16 protein-coding genes are annotated in these 13,514 nt (G+C 67.7%); 8 read left to right on the top strand and 8 right to left on the bottom strand.

Annotated features, from left to right (window positions below; all coding sequences use genetic code 11):
• Positions 1-81: 81 nt before the first annotated feature.
• The 3 genes from ABDV78_RS16390 to ABDV78_RS16380 all read left to right on the top strand — a co-directional run bounded on the left by ABDV78_RS16390 (position 82) and on the right by ABDV78_RS16380 (position 3,301).
• The gene (locus tag ABDV78_RS16390; protein WP_343528532.1) at positions 82-339 is read left to right on the top strand and encodes a hypothetical protein; all 258 of its coding nucleotides are present in this window, start codon (positions 82-84) and stop codon (positions 337-339) included.
• Positions 340-590: 251 nt separating this feature from the next.
• Entirely contained in the window at positions 591-1,298 is a 708-nt protein-coding gene (locus ABDV78_RS16385) for a hypothetical protein (protein WP_343528531.1), read from the top strand.
• Between the two features lie 140 nt (positions 1,299-1,438).
• Positions 1,439-3,301 carry an ABC-F family ATP-binding cassette domain-containing protein gene (locus ABDV78_RS16380; RefSeq protein WP_343528530.1) on the top strand — a complete coding sequence of 621 codons (1,863 nt, stop codon included), beginning with the start codon at positions 1,439-1,441 and terminating at the stop codon, positions 3,299-3,301.
• Positions 3,302-3,385: 84 nt separating this feature from the next.
• Here the strand turns inward: ABDV78_RS16380 and ABDV78_RS16375 are convergent, their stop codons facing one another.
• Together ABDV78_RS16375 and ABDV78_RS16370 are read right to left on the bottom strand one after the other, a co-directional pair.
• On the bottom strand, positions 3,386-3,664 hold the full coding sequence (locus tag ABDV78_RS16375; RefSeq protein ID WP_343528529.1) for a DUF3297 family protein: 279 nt from the start codon (positions 3,662-3,664) through the stop codon (positions 3,386-3,388).
• Between the two features lie 92 nt (positions 3,665-3,756).
• Complete coding sequence (locus tag ABDV78_RS16370) at positions 3,757-4,134, bottom strand: hypothetical protein (protein WP_343528528.1); 378 nt, start codon at positions 4,132-4,134, stop codon at positions 3,757-3,759.
• A 139-nt stretch (positions 4,135-4,273) separates the two neighbouring features.
• On the opposite strand from ABDV78_RS16370, the gene ABDV78_RS16365 reads away from it, so the two are divergent.
• Complete coding sequence (locus ABDV78_RS16365) at positions 4,274-4,675, top strand: EVE domain-containing protein (protein ID WP_343528527.1); 402 nt, start codon at positions 4,274-4,276, stop codon at positions 4,673-4,675.
• On the opposite strand, the gene ABDV78_RS16360 is transcribed toward ABDV78_RS16365, so the two are convergent.
• Together ABDV78_RS16360 and ABDV78_RS16355 are read right to left on the bottom strand one after the other, a co-directional pair.
• Positions 4,672-5,490 (bottom strand): shikimate 5-dehydrogenase, encoded by an 819-nt coding sequence (locus tag ABDV78_RS16360; RefSeq protein ID WP_343528526.1) that lies wholly within the window; start codon positions 5,488-5,490, stop codon positions 4,672-4,674. The two genes, ABDV78_RS16365 and ABDV78_RS16360, sit on opposite strands and share 4 nt — an antisense overlap.
• A 93-nt stretch (positions 5,491-5,583) precedes the next feature.
• Positions 5,584-6,294 carry a cytochrome c family protein gene (locus tag ABDV78_RS16355; RefSeq protein ID WP_343528525.1) on the bottom strand — a complete coding sequence of 237 codons (711 nt, stop codon included), beginning with the start codon at positions 6,292-6,294 and terminating at the stop codon, positions 5,584-5,586.
• Positions 6,295-6,422: 128 nt separating this feature from the next.
• On the opposite strand from ABDV78_RS16355, the gene ABDV78_RS16350 reads away from it, so the two are divergent.
• Positions 6,423-7,313 (top strand): prephenate dehydratase, encoded by an 891-nt coding sequence (locus ABDV78_RS16350; RefSeq protein ID WP_343528524.1) that lies wholly within the window; start codon positions 6,423-6,425, stop codon positions 7,311-7,313.
• A gap of 33 nt (positions 7,314-7,346) precedes the next feature.
• Here ABDV78_RS16350 and nudC read toward each other — a convergent pair whose 3' ends face one another.
• The 3 genes from nudC to ABDV78_RS16335 are packed head-to-tail and all read right to left on the bottom strand — an operon-like array spanning position 7,347 to position 10,602.
• Positions 7,347-8,228 (bottom strand): NAD(+) diphosphatase, encoded by an 882-nt coding sequence (gene nudC / locus ABDV78_RS16345; RefSeq protein ID WP_343528523.1) that lies wholly within the window; start codon positions 8,226-8,228, stop codon positions 7,347-7,349.
• A complete protein-coding gene (locus tag ABDV78_RS16340) occupies positions 8,225-9,532 on the bottom strand; it encodes a serine hydrolase domain-containing protein (protein ID WP_343528522.1) in 1,308 nt (435 codons plus the stop codon). The genes nudC and ABDV78_RS16340 overlap by 4 nt, the downstream gene beginning before the upstream one ends.
• 17 nt (positions 9,533-9,549) lie before the next feature.
• Positions 9,550-10,602 carry an A/G-specific adenine glycosylase gene (locus ABDV78_RS16335; protein WP_343528521.1) on the bottom strand — a complete coding sequence of 351 codons (1,053 nt, stop codon included), beginning with the start codon at positions 10,600-10,602 and terminating at the stop codon, positions 9,550-9,552.
• 26 nt (positions 10,603-10,628) lie between these two features.
• On the opposite strand from ABDV78_RS16335, the gene ABDV78_RS16330 reads away from it, so the two are divergent.
• Genes ABDV78_RS16330 through ABDV78_RS16320 form a run of 3 tightly spaced genes read left to right on the top strand, consistent with a single transcriptional unit; the run spans position 10,629 to position 12,618 of the window.
• A complete protein-coding gene (locus ABDV78_RS16330) occupies positions 10,629-11,144 on the top strand; it encodes a DciA family protein (protein ID WP_343528520.1) in 516 nt (171 codons plus the stop codon).
• Positions 11,144-11,839 carry a thioredoxin domain-containing protein gene (locus ABDV78_RS16325; protein ID WP_343528519.1) on the top strand — a complete coding sequence of 232 codons (696 nt, stop codon included), beginning with the start codon at positions 11,144-11,146 and terminating at the stop codon, positions 11,837-11,839. Before ABDV78_RS16330 ends, ABDV78_RS16325 begins: the two co-directional genes overlap by 1 nt.
• Positions 11,840-11,868: 29 nt before the next feature.
• Complete coding sequence (locus ABDV78_RS16320; protein ID WP_343528518.1) at positions 11,869-12,618, top strand: thioredoxin domain-containing protein; 750 nt, start codon at positions 11,869-11,871, stop codon at positions 12,616-12,618.
• Positions 12,619-12,870: 252 nt separating this feature from the next.
• On the opposite strand, the gene ABDV78_RS16315 is transcribed toward ABDV78_RS16320, so the two are convergent.
• Positions 12,871-13,514, bottom strand: a 644-nt coding sequence (locus tag ABDV78_RS16315; protein ID WP_343528516.1) for a TCP-1/cpn60 chaperonin family protein, incomplete at its 5' end; no start/stop codon positions are given.

Genomic DNA, 13,514 nt, shown 5'->3' with positions numbered 1-13,514 from the left:
AGTATCGGATTAATGTCCACCCCGATTTGGGTAATAGGGCCAGCAAGCCGTTCCAAATCCTTTATATCAAGGGAGCTTCCAATGCGTGCAATCATCTCCAAGGTCCTGACGGGCTCGATCATCGCCGGCGCGGCGCTCGCGGTTTCGGCTTGCGGCTCGAAGACCGACAACACCGTCGACGCCAACCTGACGACCGAAATGAATGCCTCGGAAGGCATGGACACCGCCACCGACAACATGACCGCCGTCGATGGCGCCATGAACGGCGGCGTGATGGCCAATGACACCATGGGCAACGACATGATGATGGCCAACGACACGGCCACCAACGCCATGTAATCATCGTCAGGTTCGTCCTGACGTGAAAGGGGCCGTCCGGGCGACCGGGCGGCCCTTTTTCGTGGCGACGCGCACCAGCGCCACGCTGCGCCTCGCCGTCCCGAGACAGCCCGCATTTCGCTACCTTTCCGTAACGACCGGCGGGGTCCGGCGATTGTCGCCCGATGACGATTTCCATTTGGGTTAGCCCCTGAAAAGCGTTATGTTTCGGGACGCTCAGAAAAGCCCTGCGGGGGAAGGATCGGAACACAATGAAGGTGGTGCGTACCGCGCTGGTCGCCGGCGCGGCTTTTTGGGGGATGGGTGCCGCGGCACCCGCATCGGCGCAATTCTTCCTGCAGCCCTATAATTTCCAGGGAAAGCCCGTTCAGGGCGACGAACCCGGTATCGGCCAGCCTCTGCCCGGCGCGACCCCGGCGGAATTGCGCGCGGGCCTGTTGTGGAACATGCGCGCCGCGCTGAACGTCGCGGCCCTGCAATGCCAGTTCGAACCGATGCTGACGACCGTCTCCAATTACAATGCGACGCTGAAGGATCATGAGGCCGAACTGAAGGGCGCGTTCGACACGCTGGGCGCCTATTTCAAGCGAACCAGCAAGTCCGTGAAGGAGGGGCAGAACGCACTCGACCAATATGGCACGCGCACCTATGCCAGCTTCTCGTCGGTGTCGGGGCAGCTCGGTTTCTGTTCGACGGCCGGGTCGATCCTGCATCAGGCGGTGTTCACCCCGCGCGGCCATCTGGGCGAGCTGGCGGTCGCGCGGATGCGCGAGCTGCGCAACAGCCTGGTGCCTTATGGCGAGCAGCGTTTCCCGCGCTATATCGGCCGCGAACATATCGCCGTGACCATGCCGCGCCTCGACGCGCTGTGCTGGAACAAGCGGGCCGAGTGGGTCGCCAAGAAGTGCGGCGCGCAGAACTGGCCGCCTGCAGGTGCGACGAGCCTGGCGGCGCGCTGACCCCGATCCTTCCCCGACCCTGCCTTGGCAAGGGGGAATGGACGACCGACGGTCGTGGCGATCCCCCCGCCCGGGGAGGATGATTTGGGGGCCTCCGCGCCCCCTCCCCTTTCGCGCCGGAATTTGCTAGGCGCGCGGTCATGCTCAATCTGAATGGCATCACCGTGCGCCTGGGTGGCCGCACGATCCTCGACGGCGCATCCGCGGCGCTTCCCCCTGGCAGCCGGGTCGGCCTGATCGGTCGCAACGGCGCGGGCAAGTCGACGCTGGTCCGCGTGATCGCCGGGCAGCTCGAGGCCGATGACGGCGCTGCCGAAATGCCCAAGGGCGCGCGGCTGGGCTATATCGCGCAGGAGGCCCCCGACGGCACCGCGACGCCGTTCGACACGGTGCTGGCCGCCGATGTCGAGCGCGCGACGCTGATGGAGCGCAGCGAGACCGAGAGCGATCCCGAAAAGCTGGGCGATATCTATGAACGCCTGATCGCGATCGACGCCTATACCGCGCCCGCGCGCGCCTCCAGCATCCTGCAAGGGCTAGGCTTTGACGAGGCGATGCAGGCGCGGCCCCTGTCCAGCTATTCGGGCGGATGGAAGATGCGCGTGGCGCTGGCCGCGCTGCTCTTCTCCGCGCCCGACGTGCTGCTGCTCGACGAACCGTCCAACCACCTCGACCTCGAAGCGGTGATGTGGCTGGAGGACTTCCTCAAATCCTATCGCGCGACGATCCTGCTGGTCAGCCATGAACGCGACTTCCTGAACAATGTCGTCGACCATATCCTGCACCTGCAGAACGGCAAGGTGACGCTCTATCCCGGCGGGTACGACTCGTTCGAGCGCCAGCGCGCCGAGCGGATGGCGCAACTCGCCGCCGCCAAGGCGAATCAGGAGGCGCAGCGCGCCAAGCTGCAGGACTATATCGCACGCAACTCGGCCCGCGCCTCGACCGCGAAACAGGCGCAGAGCCGTGCCAAGATGCTGTCGAAGATGCAGCCGATCGCGGAAATGGCGAACGACCCGTCGCTGTCCTTCGACTTCCCCGATCCCGACCAGTTGCGCCCGCCGCTGATCACGCTCGACCTCGCCAGTGTCGGCTATGCGGAGACGCCGATCCTGAAGCGGCTGAACCTGCGCATCGACCCGGACGATCGGATCGCGCTGCTGGGTCGCAACGGCAACGGCAAGACGACGCTCGCCCGCCTGCTCGCCGCCCAACTGGCGCCGATGGAGGGGGAGATGAACGCCTCCGGCAAGATGCGCGTCGGCTATTTCACCCAGTATCAGGTGGAGGAACTCGATACCGACGATACGCCGCTGGAGCATATGACGCGGATCATGCGCGGTGCGACCCCGGCGGCGGTGCGCGCGCAGCTCGGCCGGTTCGGCTTTTCGGGCGACAAGGCGACGACCAAGGTCGGCAAACTGTCGGGTGGCGAGCGCGCACGCCTGGCGCTGGCGCTGATCACCCGCGACGCACCGCACATGCTGATCCTCGACGAGCCGACCAACCACCTGGACGTCGACGCGCGCGAGGCGCTGGTCCAGGCGCTCAACAGCTACAAGGGCACCGTCGTCCTGGTCAGCCACGACCGGCATATGCTGGAGATGACCGCCGACCGGCTGGTGCTGGTCGATAATGGCACGGCGCGCGAGTTCGACGGCACGCTGGACGATTACATCGCCTTCGTCCTGAAGGGCGACGCGGGCCAGGGCGATGCGGCGTCCAAGGCAGACCGCGCGGCCAGCAAGAAGGCTTCGGCCGAACAGCGCGAGCGGTTCAATGCGATGAAGAAGGCGCTGCGCACCATCGAGGACGAGATGGCCAAGCTGACCCGCGAGCGCGATGCGCTGGACAAGGCGATGAGCGATCCGACGGCCGCCGAACCGCGCCATGCGAAACTGTCGATGGGGGAGCTGAACAAGCGCCGCGCCGAGGTGATCGACAAGCTCGCCGATGCGGAGGCGCGCTGGATGGAAGCGGGCGAGGCGATGGAGGCGGCGTAACCCCGCCGTCCGGTCCTCAGTTCACACGGAGCCCTGACTGGCCCCGGCCTTCGCCGGGGCACCCTTTCCTCAGGACGGGAAAGCTTACGCCTCGTCCGAACCCTCGGCCTCGGCCTCGTCCTGCGCGGGGTTCTCGATCCACGCCTCGACCTCGCCGGTCAGCTTCAGGGTCAGCGGACGGCCGTGACGGTCGACCTTCTTGCCCAGCGCGACGCGGATCCAGCCTTCGGAAATGCAATATTCCTCGACATCGCGGCGCTCATTGCCCTTGAAACGGATGCCCACCCCACGCTGGAGCAGGTCCTGGTCGAAATAGGGGCTGTCCGGGTTGGTGGACAGGCGATCGGGAACGGTATCGGTCATGGTCTGGGCCTTAACGCCGAGTCGGGTCCGCTGCCAAGAAGCTGGGCCAAGAAAAAGCGGCGCCGGGATCGCTCCCGACGCCGCTCATGGGATCAGTTACAGACCCGAACCGGCACATTGCGTCCCCAATAGGGATCCCAGCGCCAGTCGTTCCAGCAGCGCGGCTCATAGCTGCGATACTGGTACACAACCGGCGGCGGGGGCGGCGCGTAATAGGGGTCATAGCCCCGGTTGTAATAATAATCCCGATCGACATAGCGCGGCTGGTTGCTGCTGGCGATCGCCGCGCCGACACCCAGGCCGACGATCCCGCCGAGCAGTGCGCCCGCCACGGCATCGCCGCCATGGTCGCGGTGATAATAACCACCCCAGCCGCGGCCCCAACGCTGCGCCTCGGCGGGGGCCGCCGCGGTCAGCGCGGTCGCGGCCAGCGCCACGCCCAACCCCAGCTTCTTGATAACTCCGTTCATACCGAACCTCCGATAGTGATACGCCCGGTCCGCTGATGGCAAAACGCATCGCTGGCGTCCGTGTTGCCTTCCTTGCCATCATCGGGCTGAATGGCATTGGAATGCGGCGTTTAGTCGCCGTTCAGGAGGCACGAGGGATATGGCGTACTGGCTGCTGAAATCGGAGCCGGAAAGCTATGGCTGGGACGATCTGGTCGGCGATGGCGCGACCGAATGGGACGGGGTGCGCAACGCCGTCGCCGCCAAATATCTGCGGGCCATGGCACCGGGCGACTCGGCGATCATCTATCACAGCGGCAAGGACAAGGCGGCGGTCGGTCTTGCCACCATCACCCGTGCGGCCCGGCCCGATGGCGAGGATGGTCGCTGGGTCTCGGTTCAGGTCTCCCCCGACCGGCCGCTCCTCCGCCCCGTTTCCCTTGCCGCGATGAAGGCGGAGGGGCAGCTCGCCGACATGGCCATGCTGCGTCAGTCGCGGCTGTCGGTGTCGCCGGTGACCGACGCGGAATGGGCGGTGCTGATGGCGATGGCAGGCCTTTAACCAAGGCTTCGCGCGAAATCCCCCGCCTCGGCCACCTGCTCGGGCGCGGGCCGGACCTCGGTATAAAGAACGAATTGCTCCAGCGCCTGGATGGTCGCGACCTCGGTGCCGGTGATGACGCGCTTGCCCAGTGTCCGCGCCGTTTTCAGGAAACGGGTTTCGGGCGGATATTGCACTACGTCGAAGGCGATGGCCGCCTCGGCGATCATCGCTTCGGGGAAAGCGAGCCGATCCTCATCCCCGCCGCTCATCCCGATCGGCGTGACGTTGATCAGCAGCGGCGCGGCCTCGCCCGGTTCGCTCGCCCAGCCAAAGCCGTACAGCTCCGCCAGCCCGCGCCCCGCCGCTTCGTTCCGCGCAATGATGGTGCCCTGCGCGAACCCCGAGTCGCGCAGGGCCGCCGCCACCGCCTTGGCCATGCCGCCCGATCCGCGCAGGACGAAGGGCGTCGCGCGGTCGATATCGGCGATCAGTTCGACCACGGCGGCATAATCGGTGTTGTAGCCGGTCAATCGCCCGTCATCGTTGACGATGGTGTTCACGCTGTCGATCGCCGCCGCCGACCCGGCAAGACCATCGAGCAGCGGAATCACCGCCTCCTTGAACGGCATGGAGATCGCGCAGCCCCGGATGTTCAGCGCCCGGATACCACCCACCGCCGCCGCCAGATCGGTGGTGCTGAACGACTTGTAGACATAATCGAGCCCGGTCAGTTCATAGAGCCGGTTGTGGAACCGCGATCCGAAATTGCCGGGCCGCGCGGACAGGGACATGCACAGCCGCGTGTCGCGACCAATGGGGGGCTTGGTGGTCATGGCGACAGACTAGCGGACCGGGCGGGCATGCGCATCCCCCGGTTTTGCGGGGTGGTGTTCCCAAGGCCCCGGCCGCCGATCGCCGCCACGACATCAGTGCGGCGCCTTGGCCCCCTCGACCGCCGCCTGCGGATCGACCGAGGGCGCGCCCTTGGCGGGCGTGCCGGTGTCGGCGATCGATCCGGTATCGCTGCGGACATCCTCCTCGACCTTGTTGACCGCCGCATCCGCGCCGTTGGCGGGCGCATCTCCGGCCGCGGGCTCCGCCTTGGCGGCGGGGGCAGCGGGCAGCGGCAGGTTCGATCCCTGCTGGTTCAGGTACAGGATCACATTCGCGCGGTCCTGCGGATTGGACAGGCCGGCAAAGGTCATCTTGGTGCCGGGCGCGAACTTGCGGGGGCTGGTCAGCCACGCGTTCATCTTGTCCCAGTCCCACTTCCCGCCGACCGCCTTCAGCGCATCGGAGAAGGCGAAGCCCGCTTTGCCCTGTGCGATCGCCTCGCCCATGGTGGCATAGAGATTGGGGCCGATGCCGTTCGACCCGCCCTGGTTGATGGTGTGGCAGGCCGCGCACTTCTTGAACACTTCGGCGCCCTTTGCCGCGTCGGCGGTGGGCAGAAGCGATGCGATCGGCACCTCCGCCGCAGCCCCGCCCGAGCCCTCGGCCTCGACTCCCTCGATCGCATAGCCCATTTTTTTGGGTCGTTCGTCATGGAACACCATGCCGCCGACGATCGAAAGGCCCAATGCGGTGCCCATCGCACCCAGCACCCATCCTGCGATCGTATTGGTCTTTAGGTCCATCGCGTTTCGCTGCCCCGCCAATATCTCTCCTGAACATGGACCTTAGGTGCGGCTTTCGCCGACGGCAAGTTTTGTGTCTCGGCTTCACGCCTTGATCGCGTGCCGTACCGGCTTTAGGCCGACGCCCGATGGAAAATTACGCCGCCCCCGCCCGCCCGATCGTCGAGGCGATGACCGACGCCGCGCTGGCCGAGCCCGCCCGCGCCGTCGCCTTCCAGGGCGCGCCGGGCGCGAACAGCCATGTCGCGGCATTGGAGGCGTTTCCCGACGGGCTGCCGCTGCCCTGTTTCGACTTTGCCGACGCGCTGGACGCGGTGAACAGCGGCAAGGCCGACCGCGCCATCATCCCGATCGAGAATTCGCTGCACGGGCGCGTCGCCGACATCCACTTCCTGCTGCCCGAATCCGGGCTGACCATCGTTGGCGAGCATTTCCTGTCGATCCGCCACGCGCTGATGGCGACGGGCAGCCGCGACGAACTAGCCGAAGCCATGAGCCATCCGCAGGCGCTGGGCCAGTGCCGCCACTGGCTGCGCGCGCATGGCATCCGACCCATCGCCTATGCCGACACGGCGGGCGCGGCGGCGCGGGTGGCGGAGATGGCCGATCCCCGCATCGCCGCGCTTGCCCCGCCCCGCGCGGCCGAGCTGTACGGGCTGAACCTGCTGGCGGAGGATGTTTCGGACGGCGAGCGCAACATGACCCGCTTCGTCGTGCTGGCGCGCGGCGGGCAGCCGCCGGTCGGCGACGGCCCGTGGATGACCAGTCTGATCTTCGAGGTGAAGAACATCCCCGCCGCGCTGTACAAGGCGATGGGCGGCTTCGCCACCAACGGGGTCAACATGACCAAGCTGGAAAGCTATCAGCGCGGCGGCAGCTTCGCGGCGACCGAATTCTATTGCGACGTGGTTGGGAAACCCGGCGAACCCAGCTTCGACCGTGCGATCGAGGAACTGGGCTTCCACAGCAAATGGGTGCGGATGCTGGGCACCTATCCCCAGGCCAGGCGGCGGGGGTAAAGGCAGGACATCCTCCCCCGGCAGGGGGAGGACTCAGGCGGCTGCCCATTCCTTCAACAGGGTATGCGCGATCGCATAGGACGGCGGCACCCCGAAGCGTGTCGCATCCCTTGCCCCATCCCCCGCCCCATCCCCCGCCAGTGCGGCGCGGACGTCGTCGCGCGATACCCAGATGGCATCCTCCAACTCGGTACGATCGATGGTCAGCCGATCGTCCAGCGCGGTCGCCACGCAGGCGACCATCAGCGACGACGGGAAGGGCCAGGGCTGGCTGGCGATATAGCGGACATTCTTCACCCGCACGCCCGCCTCCTCGAACAATTCGCGCGCGACCGCTTCCTCGATCGATTCACCGGGTTCGAGAAACCCGGCCAGCGCCGAATAGCGCCCCGGCGGAAAGGCGGGCTGGCGGCCGAGCAGCGCGCGGCCGTCATGCTCGGCGATCATGATGACGACCGGATCGACGCGCGGGAAATGTTCGGTGCCGCAGGCAAGGCAGCGCCGCCCCCAGCCCGCCCGGAACGGCACGGTCGCCGCCCCACACCTGGCGCAGAAGCCATGCCGCGCATGCCAGTCGATCACTGAGCGCGCCGCCGCATAGGTCGCCGCCTCGCCCGTCTCCAGCGCATGGAGCGCGGCGATCATCTCGAACGATCGTCCCGCCGCCGGTTGGCCGGTCAACCGCGCGAAATGCGGCACCCCGTCCTCGAAACCGAGCAGGACATGATCCTCTGGTACGGCGTCCGCATCGATGCCGGTCCAGCCGAGCCGCCCCTCCGCCATCTCCGGCTGATAGTCGTTCAGGACCAGCAACCGCGCCGCCGGATCGGCCAGCGCGGCGGCGAAGCCTTGCGCATCGTGCCGCAGCGGGTCGGCGCGATCCAACCGCCCCCCGGTAAAACCGATAGGATTCATCGACGCGCCACGCCCAGATCCTGATACAGCGCGGCCGCCAGATCCCGGCGCAGCGGATAGCGGTCGGCGGGGATGTAATTGACCATGATCGTCCCGCGCAGTCCCCGGGTCGGGTCGACATAGGCGACGGTGCCCGCCGCCCCACCCCAGCCATAAGTGCCCTTGCCCGGCCCGCCCGGCGTATCCGCCAGCGTCACCGATCCGCCCGCCCCGAATCCGGTCGGCACGCCGCCGCCGCTTCCCCCGGTCGATCCCGACACGCCGCCATAGCTGACCCCGGCGGGCAGCAGGTTCGACATGGCCAGCTTCACCGTCTCCGGCTTCAGGACACGCACGCCATCGACCTGCCCGCCATTCTGGAGCATCTGGAGGAAACGGTCATAATCGCGTGCCGACATGACCAGTCCCGCGCCCCCATAGGGAAAGCTGGGTGCTTGCAGGAAGACCGAGGTCGCCGCCGGATCGATCGGCACCATCGTATCGCCCAGGAAGGTGTAGTTGCTGACCAGCCGGTTCGCCGCCGAGGCGGGCACCTGCCAATAGCTGTTGGTCATCTTGAGCGGGGTGAACAGCCGGGTCTGGACGAACTGCTCGAACGGCATGCCCGACACCTTCTCCACGACCGCCGCCATCAGGTCGAGGCCGATCGAATAGCTCCATCTGGTCCCCGGCTCGGCGATCAGCGGCAGGGTGGCGACGCGCTCGGCGAATTGCTGGAGGTTCGCCGGGCGGGTCGGCCGGACCGAGGCCTCGACCTGCGCATTGGCGGCGAAGGGCACGATCCCCAACCGCTCATAGTCCTTGAGCAGCGGTCCCTTGGTCACGATGCTGTATCCCAGCCCGGCCGTATGGGTCAGGAGGTTGCGGATCGTGATCGGCTTCGTCGCCGGGCGGCTCTCCAGCGAGGTGTCCGGGTCGGTCAGCACCCGCATCCGCCCATAAGCCGGATAGATATCGGACAGCGGCTGGTCGAGCGACAGCTTGCCCTCCTCGATCAGCATCATCGCGGCCATGGCGGTGATCGGCTTGGTCATCGAATAGACGCGCCACAGGCTGTCCGGGCCGACGGCGGCGGCATCGGGGGCGATCGCCGTGCGGCCCGCCGATACGAAGACCGGCGGCTGTCCGGGCGTCCCGATCGCCGCGACGATGCCGGGCATCTTGCCGGACCGGACATAGGCATCGAACAACGCCTGCGTCGCGGGCAGCGTCATCGCGGCTGCGGCAGAACGCGGGGCCGCGACCTGCGCCGGGGCGGCGGCGGCACTCAGCACGGTCAGCATCACCCCGCCCGTCATCATCATTCGGCGCATCATCGGCATCAGGCCCTTTTCAAAAGATCGGCTGCCCGCGCGAACACCGTGGGCAGGCCCGCGGTTCCCAGTTCGGCGATCGGCCACCACTCGCCCGCCGCCGGATCATCCGGTTCGCCCCGGGCCCTGGCAAGCGCCAATTCCAGTTCGAAATGCGTGAAGCCGTGGACGACCGTCTCGTTCAGCATGGTCCATGGTCCCCCGCCCGGCGCATCCGCCAGGCCGGGACGGTCATCGACCCATGGTCCGGTGGGAAGCGCACGCATCCCCCCCAGCATCCCCTTGTCCGGCCGGCGGACCAGCCAGACCCGCCCCTTCTGCTCGATCCAGAAGACGGTACCGTGACGATAGGGGCGCTTTTTCTTCGGGGCCTTGGCGGGCAGGGTTTCGGCGATCCCCTCGGCCCGTGCGCGGCAATCGACCGCGATCGGGCAGAGCAGGCATTGCGGCTTCTTCACCGTGCAGATGGAGGAGCCCAGATCCATCATGGCCTGTGCGAAGTCGCCCGCGCGGGCGTCGGGCGTGATCCGGTCGGTCGCCTCGCGAATCGCGGGACGCGCGGCGGGCAGCGGCGCCCGGATCGCGAACAGGCGCGCGACCACCCGCTCGACATTGGCGTCGACCACCACCGCTCGCTCGCCGAACGCGATCGCCGCCACCGCCGCCGCCGTATAGGCCCCCAGCCCCGGCAATTCGCGAAGCGCCGCCTCAGTCGCCGGGAAGCGCCCGCCATGCTCGGCCACCACCGCGCGCGCCGCCTTCACCAGATTGCGGGCGCGGGCATAATAGCCCAGCCCCGCCCAGGCGGCCATGATCTCCTCGTCCGCGGCCGCCGAAAGGCTCGCGACATCGGGCCAGCGCTCCACCCAGGCGGTGAAGCGCGGGGCCACCGCCGCCACCGTCGTCTGTTGCAGCATCACCTCGGACAGCCACACCCGATAGGGATCGGGCGTCACCCCCGGCCGCGCCCGCCAGGGCAGGTCGCGGGCATGGCGGTCATACCAGCCGAGCAGCCGGGCGGCGGGGGTATCGAGCGATGCTGATGAATGCTTGGCGTCCACCCGCCCGCTATGGCATGGAGCCCGATATGAGCAAGCGCGTCCGCGCCCCCCAGGAGCCGCCCCCCCGTTCCAACCGCCCCCGCGCGGTGTCCGAACTGCTGCCCGCGATCGGCGGTGCGGCCTTTCGCCGTTTCGGCTTTGTGCAGAGCGCGATCGTCAGCCGCTGGCCCGACATCGTCGGCCCGCGCCTGTCGACCGCCAGCGTGCCCGAGTCGATCCGCTTTCCCCAAGGCGAGAAGCAGAATGGCGTGCTGACCCTGGTGGTGCGCGGGGCCCATGCGCCGATGATGCAGCATATCGCGCCCGAGATCATCGAGCGGGTGAACCGCTTCTTCGGCTATCCGGCGGTCGCGCGGTTGCAAATCCGGCAGGGCGAATTGCCCATGGGCGCCCCCCGCCGCGCCGCCCGCCCCAAGCCGCAGCCGGTGCCGCCGGAGATGGGCGACGGGTTGCGCCAGATCGCGGACCCGGAGCTTCGCGCCGTGCTCGAATCGCTTGCCGCCGGCGTCGCCGCGACGCGCGGCCTTCCCAAGGTGTCGTGATGCGTCTTTTCCTGTCGCTGGCCGCGCTCGGCCTCGCCTTCGCCGCCGGTCCGGCCCCCGCCGCCCAGGCTCAGGGCAAGGCGGTCAACTGGACCGCCCATGTCACCCAAACGCCCGCCGGCGCCTATGTCATCGGCAATCCCGCGGCGCGGGTGAAGCTCGTCGAATATGTCAGCTATACCTGCCCGCATTGCGCCGCCTTCATGGGCGCCTCGGCCCCCATCCTGAAGGGGCAGATGGTCCGGTCGGGTTCGACCAGCATCGAGGTCCGCCACTATATCCTCAACCGGATCGATCTGGCCGCCGCGCTCGTCGCGCGGTGCGGTGGCGCGGAGAAGTTCGCCGGGCTGACCGAGACGCTTTTCGCGCAGCAGAAGACGTGGCTGACGCGCGGTATGGAGTTCGAACAGGCCAATGGCCAGCGCATCGGCATGTATCCCATGGCGGCGCAGATGCGCGCGATCGCCGATGGCGCCGGGCTGACCGAGATCGGCAAGGCGGCGGGGCTGAGCGATGCGCAGATCACCGCCTGCCTGTCGGACCGCGCCGCCACCGACCGGATCGTCGCGATGACCTCATCCGCACCCGACACGATTGAGGGCACGCCCGGCTTCTGGATCAATGGCAAGCAGGCCAAGGGTGTGTTCACCTGGGACGCCCTATCGCCCCTGTTACGCGCGGCGGGAGCCCGCTAATTCCTTCTTTTTCCTCGGAGCCTATGTCGATGACGTCTCGTCTTCTCCTCCTCGCCCTGTCGGTGTCCGCGCCGCTCGCCCTGGCCGCGTGCGGCGGCAGCGGCGACGCCAATTCCAGCGCCCCGGCCGCCTCGCCGCTGCCCGCGATCGCCGCGCCGGCGGGCCAGGACTGGACCCAGGTCGTCAGCAAGACCGCCGAGGGCTATGTGATGGGCAACCCCAACGCCCCCATCAAGCTGGTCGAATATGGCTCGCGCCTGTGCCCGGCCTGCGGTGCCTTTGCGCGCGAGGGTTATGAGCCGCTGGTCAATACTTACGTCAAGTCGGGCAAGGTGAGCTGGGAATTCCGCGAATTCCTGATCCACGGCGCGCCCGACCTGCCCCCGGCACTGCTCGGCACCTGCGCGGGCGAGGCGACCTTCTTCCCGATCCTGGAGCAGATGTACCAGGCGCAACAGGGCTTCAACGACAAGCTCCAGGCGATGCCCCCCGCGATGCAGCAGCAGCTCCAGAACGCCAAGCCCGTCGACGCGATCAAGGCGATGGCCGAGCAGATGGACCTGATCAACTTCATCAAGCAGCGCGGCATGCCCGAGGCCAAGGCGCGCGAGTGCCTGGGTAACATGCTGGAGATCGACCGCCTGACCAAGCAGACCCAGGATCGCGGGGCCGACGGCACGGTGACGGGCACCCCGACCTTCCTCCTCAATGGCAAGCCGCTGAAGGGCGCGATCAGCTGGCCCGACGTCCAGGCCGCTTTGAAGAATGCGGGCGCGTAAGCGGTTCCCTCTCTTCCGAAGGATGCGAAAGGCGGTCGGGCGAAGGTCCGGCCGCCTTTTTCTTTGCGTTGGGGCTCTGATGAGCCCGACCCGGCCCCGTCCGCTCCCAGCCGTGATTGAGACGGTTCGCCGCCCAAATGAGAAGGGCCCGGGGATCGCTCCCCAGGCCCTTCGTCTTTGGCTGTGTCGCAAGGACAGGCCGGTCCCGGTCCCCGACGAGGCCGAAGCCCCGTCGGTTCGCGGAAATCCGACTTAGAAGTCCATGCCGCCCATGCCGCCGGGCATCGCCGGAGCTGCGGGCTTGTCGTCCGGCAGCTCGGCCACGGTGGCTTCCGTGGTGATGAGCAGGCCAGCGACCGACGCCGCGTTCTGGAGCGCGGTGCGGACGACCTTGGTCGGGTCGATCACGCCGGCGGCAACCAGGTTCTCATAGGTGTCGGTCGACGCGTTGAAGCCGAACGAGGTGTCGTTCTGGTCGAGCAGCTTGCCCGACACGACCGCACCGTCATGACCCGCATTCTGAGCGATCTGGCGAACCAGCGCGGTCAGCGACTTGCGAACGATGTCGATACCGCGGGTCTGGTCGTCGTTGACGCCCTTCACGCCGTCGAGCGCCTTGGTCGCGTACAGCAGCGCCGTACCACCACCGGGGACGATGCCTTCTTCGACGGCCGCGCGGGTCGCGTGCAGCGCGTCGTCGACGCGGTCCTTGCGCTCCTTCACCTCGACTTCGGTCGCACCGCCGACCTTGATCACGGCGACGCCGCCAGCGAGCTTGGCCAGACGCTCCTGGAGCTTCTCGCGGTCGTAATCGCTGGTGGTGTTCTCGATCTGCGCACGGATCGCCTCGGTGCGGCCCTTGATCGCTTCGGCATCACCCGCGCCATCGACGATGG

The organism is Sphingomonas sp., from assembly GCF_039594485.1.
Taxonomy (GTDB): Bacteria; Pseudomonadota; Alphaproteobacteria; order Sphingomonadales; family Sphingomonadaceae; genus Sphingomonas.
Note: the sequence above shows the minus strand (reverse complement) of the source record. Positions and strands in the feature narration are given on the sequence as shown.